5 protein-coding genes are annotated in these 5,827 nt (G+C 58.4%); all 5 read left to right on the top strand.

Features of this window, described 5'->3' with window-relative positions; all coding sequences use genetic code 11:
• Positions 1–1,201, top strand: a 1,201-nt coding sequence (locus ACR65W_RS02195) for an aconitase family protein (protein WP_434499337.1), incomplete at its 5' end; no start/stop codon positions are given.
• Positions 1,202–1,741: 540 nt separating this feature from the next.
• Complete coding sequence (locus tag ACR65W_RS02190) at positions 1,742–2,305, top strand: gamma-glutamylcyclotransferase family protein (protein ID WP_434499336.1); 564 nt, start codon at positions 1,742–1,744, stop codon at positions 2,303–2,305.
• 1,570 nt (positions 2,306–3,875) lie between these two features.
• Positions 3,876–4,223 carry a hypothetical protein gene (locus ACR65W_RS02185; protein ID WP_434502241.1) on the top strand — a complete coding sequence of 116 codons (348 nt, stop codon included), beginning with the start codon at positions 3,876–3,878 and terminating at the stop codon, positions 4,221–4,223.
• 217 nt (positions 4,224–4,440) lie between these two features.
• Positions 4,441–4,764 (top strand): rhodanese-like domain-containing protein, encoded by a 324-nt coding sequence (locus ACR65W_RS02180; RefSeq protein WP_434499334.1) that lies wholly within the window; start codon positions 4,441–4,443, stop codon positions 4,762–4,764.
• 268 nt (positions 4,765–5,032) lie between these two features.
• On the top strand, positions 5,033–5,470 hold the full coding sequence (locus tag ACR65W_RS02175; RefSeq protein ID WP_434499333.1) for a CBS domain-containing protein: 438 nt from the start codon (positions 5,033–5,035) through the stop codon (positions 5,468–5,470).
• Positions 5,471–5,827 lie beyond the last annotated feature (357 nt).

The following is a 5,827-nucleotide window of genomic DNA, read 5'->3' as shown; positions in this document are numbered from 1 at the left end:
GCTCATCGCTAAGCCGTCGAGTCCTGGCAAGGTCGTCGCCGTACGGGAAGTTCAAGGCGAAGAGATCGCTCAATCCTACATCGGCTCTTCCGCCAATCCGGGGTGGCGGGACTTTGCCATCGCCGCGGAAATCGTCCGGGGTCGAACGGTCCCGCCCGGCATCTCCTTCGATGTGAATCCGACGTCGCGGCAAGTGCTGCAGATGCTGATCAATGATGGGCGGCTTGGCGCGCTTGTCGCCGCCGGCGCCCGAATTCACCAGACCGGATGCAACGGCTGCATCGGCATGGGGCAAGCTCCAGCGGTCGGACGGAATTCGCTTCGCACCACGCCGCGCAATTTCCCGGGACGTTCGGGAACCGAAGAAGATTCGGTGTTCCTGTGTTCTCCGGAAACCGCGGCCGCCTCCGCTCTCTTCGGCAAGATCACCGATCCGAGGACGCTGGACATTTCCTATCCGAGACTCTCGCAACCAGAGATCCCGCGATTGCCACCCTCGTTGCTCGAGCCGCCGCTTCCGATCGAGCAGGCGCGAGAAGTTATGTTGGTGAAGGGATCGAACGTCATGTCGCTGCCCGAATTTGACCCGCTTCCCGACGAATTGGAGCTGCCTGTGCTTCTCAAGATGGGTGACGACATCTCGACCGACGAAATTATGCCGGCCGGAGCGAAGGCATTGCCTTATCGTTCCAATCTCCAGAAGATCGCTGACTTTTCATTCGAACGCGTCGACCCGACCTATGTCGATCGCGCGAGGGCAATCGGTCGGGAGGCGGGACATGCCGTCATCGCCGGCGAGAACTACGGTCAGGGCTCCTCGCGCGAGCATGCCGCCGCGGCGCCGCGCTATCTCGGCCTCAGGATCGTGATTGCGAAGAGCTTCGCACGAATACACAGGCAAAACCTAATCAACTACGGAATCCTTCCGCTCCTTTTCGTCGAGCCGCAGGACTATGACAGGCTGAAAGAGAACGATACGCTCCGGGTGCGGAACTTGTGCCACAAGCTCGAAAGCAGCGGGAAAATCGTGTTGGAATCCGCGAGCGCCACGATCGAAACGCAACATGGTCTGACGTCCGATCAAATCGAGATCATCCTCGCGGGCGGCGTTGTAAATCGCCGTCATCGCGACCGCCGCACAGGAAAAAGACGCGACGCCCTTAGAACGAAATCGCCAATCAACGCCGAACACCGTATCTGACGAACCGATGATCGCGGACCGCGACAAATGGCGATTCTATGCTGTCTTGCGCTTGCGCCGGATTCGATCGTCTCCTCAGCTCCATGCCATAAGCTCCACGCGCCAAACCAGTTTCTGCATAGCCGGCGCGCGCTCGACGATTGTGGAGCAGGATCGTCGTGCTTTCGGAGCAAGACAATGATGACTTTTGCTCAGTTGTCCGACTTTGGCGTCGCGTTGGGCGGCGAGAGGGCGCTGATTGTCGAGCCCTACATGTTGCGTTGATCGTCCTGAACGCATTTGGCGTTCACGCATCGAGCGGCGAACCTTCTTCGTGAAATCCAGCCCGAGGGTGCTGGCGAAGCGTCGGTAGGGGAGCGCATCGGCCAGCCATTGAGCCGCGAAAGTGCAATAAATTCGGGTGCCGACGCAGTTAGCGAAGCGCAAGTCAATATGATCGGGCTCGCTATTGCAAATGTCCGATCGGCCCCGCGTGGTCAGAGACTCTGGCATGTGCGGACGACAACCTGATCTGGATGAGAAGCTAACGGATTTAGGGCGATGCAGAAGATCTTGCTCAAGTTCAGCGGACTCATTGCCAGCTCATGGGCGCTATCCTGGTGCTTATATCGCCTGCACGGCATCCGCCTTATCGGGCCGCCTCGCGAGGAAATCTGGTACTTCGCCTATGGCGCCAATATGCACGACAGCGCCTTTCGCGAGCGGCGCGGCATGTGTCCTCGCGAGTGGCGCCCGGGTCGGGTCCGGGGATATCGGCTGCGTTTCAACATCGAGGGACGCCCCAGGGGCAAGGCCGCGCCCGCCAATTTGTGCGCCGATCCAGCCGCAGAGGTCTGGGGCGTCCTTTACAAGATCACGCGCCGCGACCTCGTTCGTCTGGACGCCACGGAAGGCGTTCCGTGGTGGCGGTATCGGCCGCTATGGCTGGATGCCGAGGACAGCAGCGGCATGGCGCTGCAGGCCGTGACCTACATTGCCCAAGGCGATGAAGACGACCGCAACCCATCGCTCCGGTACCTCACACTTTTGCGGGAGGGCGCTCGAGCGCACGGCCTGCCCGAACACTACATTCGGTTCCTGGAGCAGGTTGAGCACGCGCGATAACTGGATGGGATCGCCCGTTCTCGCCATGTTGGACCCCTGCGGGGTTCAGAGGTTCGGCTCGTCCTCTGCCAGGTCCGGGCCGATTCGCGCCGGACATGGGCAAAGCGGACCGGATCCAGGGAGCGGCGATCGAGCGGCTGGCGAAATTGTCGAGGCTCGTCGCCGTATCGGGATGCTCGGGGCCGAGCGCCGCCTCGCGGATCGCAGCGCGCGCTCGTGGAGCGGCCGCGCCCCCGAACTTCCGCTTTCCCGTGCGGACCTGGAAGCGCGCACCGGGATCGCGCCGATAACGCTCCCGAAAGTTCGGACGATCTGACGCGAGTGGAAAATAGTGTCGCGCGCGGTTGGCACGCTAAGTCTGAAATTCAGTACCCTTGACGCAGGCTTCGCATCTTACAGTTAGCTTCATATATGTTTGCTTAGCGGGAAAACGAAGGGAGGGGTCATGCGAGCAATTCTGAGGCCCATGATGCCGACGACGGATGGTAAGGTCCTGTCACCAATACGAAGATCCCAGATGGACTGAGCACTGCGATACAGGCGATGTTATGAACGAAATAGAGAAATTGCTTCGAGATATCCATACGCTCAGAGAGTCGATCCAAATCGACTGGGACGAACTTTATTCAAATCCCCTCCGGGAGGAGGAGAGGAGAGAGATCCGCACTCATTTAGAGCTATGCCAAACCGAGCTAAAGTCCCTCATTGAACGATTGAGAGCATTTGAAGACGATCCTTCAAATTAAGACACTGCTCCACGCGTAGCGGTGGGACGCTTATTACGGGCGTGGCCGCCCGGCACCGCCCCGTACAGTTCAAAGATGGACTGTCGTCTGGATCGAGATTTGGCCGGATTCTTTCGCCATGATGCGGATCGTGTGACGGTGTCCGACCAAGCGGGCTCGCGCGATGGGCTGGAATGGCATGGCCAATCAGTCCCGATAACAGACAAACTATAGGTAACCGCGGATGGCCTTGGACTGCAGCCGCCGCCAACACGACCGCACATCCGCCCACAAAAAGCTCCAGCACCTCGTTGATGCGCTTGTGCGCGCTGGCGTAACTGGCGATCATTGAATAGCTGACGTTTGAGCGGGTTTTTTCGCTTGGATGACCTAACGCCGCGCGGGAGAGAAGCCAGAGTAGTCCAAGAAAAATTGAACGGGCGCGGTTCGTCGCGCCTGGAGCGGTCGCTTCGGGTGCGACGAACGCGCCTAAGCTTTTCGGCAGCTAGCCAAATCGGCGCGCGACGAACGGTTCCGTCGATCTTGCCCACGCGCGCGCGGCGGCAGGGAATATGGTGGAGCGGACGTCATGTCGGGCGGCGCAGTAATTCCAGCCATCGCGGGACGCTGGGTTTGTAGTGGGAGCTTGGAGGAGGTCGAGGAATAATTCTCAAAACCGGAGAAGTCTTAAATTTTGTGGCAGAAGTCGAGTTCGTCGAAGAGAATAGAGAGGGGCCGGGCGTGCGGTCGAAAAAACCCGCAGCAGTGAAAGCTGCGGGCATCTGGCCGCCTTCGTCCACGCATCGGCCCTCTGGTTTCAGAGAGACCAAGGATGGTTGGACGAAATGCCGCGTCCGCACGCATGGCGGCTACGCGAGAACAAATGGCGCGCCATGCGTTATGGTCTGCAGGCCGAATTGATTACAAACAATCAGGGAGAAACGCGGGCTATCATCGACGACATCAAGCTGTGGCTCGAACGCATTCAACCCTATGTCGAAACTTGTGGTTATCGTGGCTATATAAAAATATTGGAGGAGATTATTTCGCGAGGGAATAGTGCCGAACGCCAGCGAATTGTTTGGTCGAACACGCAAAATCTGGAAGCCGCCGCAAGGTTTAACTGTGACGAATTCGCTGCGCAAGCGCCGCTATGGAGCGCATTGAGCTTGGGGACCGCGATGACGAAGTGAAACGCACGGTAGTCCGAGTCCGACGTGAGAAGGGAATTTTTGAAAGTCTTCAATCTGCGGAACACTCCTTTCCTGCAGCGTGGTCCGCGCCCTGATCAATGCTTAGCGGCACTGCCGAGCAGCGCACGGAGCTAGATTGCCGCTGATGGGAACTGTTCTTCTGGCGATGCGTTATTAGCCTGTCGAACCCGGTGGGTGGGCGCGCCAGGAGACAGTCATGCAAAAGATCTCGCGCGAGCGGGTCCAGTCGCTCATGCAAAGGAATGCCTCCATTGTCGAGGTTCTTCCTGAGCAAAGTTTCCGAAAAGCGCATCTGCCGGGAGCGATTAACGTTCCATTCGACTCCGCATTCGATGAACGCGTCCAGAGTGCGGTTCCGGACAAGAATGTCCCGGTAATCGTCTACTGCGCTAGCGATGAATGCCAGCTCTCACCTCAAGCTGCAAAGCATTTGGATCGCCTGGGCTACACCCAGGTGTTCGACTATGAGGCCGGGAAGGCGGATTGGGAAAAGGCGGACCTCCCGGTCGAGACCGGTTGAGCAGATGGTCCTCGTGAAATTCGACAATTGGATCATTAAAGGTCCCCTTCCTGGGAACGTGCTCCGGCTCATTCCAGTGACGAGAGGACAAGTGAAATGGCGGACCTTTTCAGACAGCTTCAGCTGGCGCGATCGCATCCGCCAACTGAACTGTTCCGGGACGAATGGCGATAACGCTCGGCCGCTCCTTGGCGGAACGGAAGAAGAATTCTGGATCTACTTTCCGAGAGCGCTCGCTAGGGGAGAACTCTAATAGGGAGACAAGCATATGAAAGTTTCGGAGATAATGACGCCTGACGTTCACATGGCCAATCCGGACCAGACGATCCGCGAAGCTGCGAAAACAATGGCGGAAATCGACGCAGGCGCCCTGCCGGTCAGTGAGAATGATCGTCTGATAGGGATGATAACGGATCGAGACATTGCGGTCCGGTGCGTCGCCGAAGGCAGAGGGCTTGACGCCAAGGTCCGTGAGGTCATGACCCAAGAGATAAAATATTGCTTTGGGGATCAGGAAGTCGAAGAGGTCGCCAAAAACATGGCCCAGCAGCAGTTACGTCGGCTGCCGGTCATCGATCGGAGCAAACGACTTGTCGGCATCGTGTCGCTCGGAGACATTGCCGCAGGCGAGGGGCCTGATGTCAGCGGAGACGCGCTGCGGGGCATATCGCAACCAGGAGGATTGCATAGTCAGGCGAGCCGCTGAAATCTGGCGGCGCGTAACCCCTCATGCGCGGCTGCCCTGTAGTTGGATTGGCTCGGTTCATACGTTGACTGGAACTCACGGGAGAAGTGCGCATATGAATTAAGCCCGCGTTTGTTCGGCGGCTGATAAAGGGGCTTACTACGCCAGAGCCGGCAGTTTTCACCGGAAAGCCAAATTGATGGCTATCTGGGGAATGCCAGTCAGGATTAGCCTGTTTTCGTAACAGACAGTCGGGTTCGAGCAAAAGGAGCTTGCCATGCAGCGGAGTAAAACGATTTGGCCATTGCTGGCGATGGCCAGCATCGTCGGTGGCCTAAGCCTGGCGTACGCCCAACAGGATCCGCGCGGAGCGACCAG

The organism is Methylocystis sp. (assembly GCF_051062815.1).
In the GTDB taxonomy this organism is placed as follows: domain Bacteria; phylum Pseudomonadota; class Alphaproteobacteria; order Rhizobiales; family Beijerinckiaceae; genus Methylocystis.
Note: the sequence above shows the minus strand (reverse complement) of the source record. Positions and strands in the feature narration are given on the sequence as shown.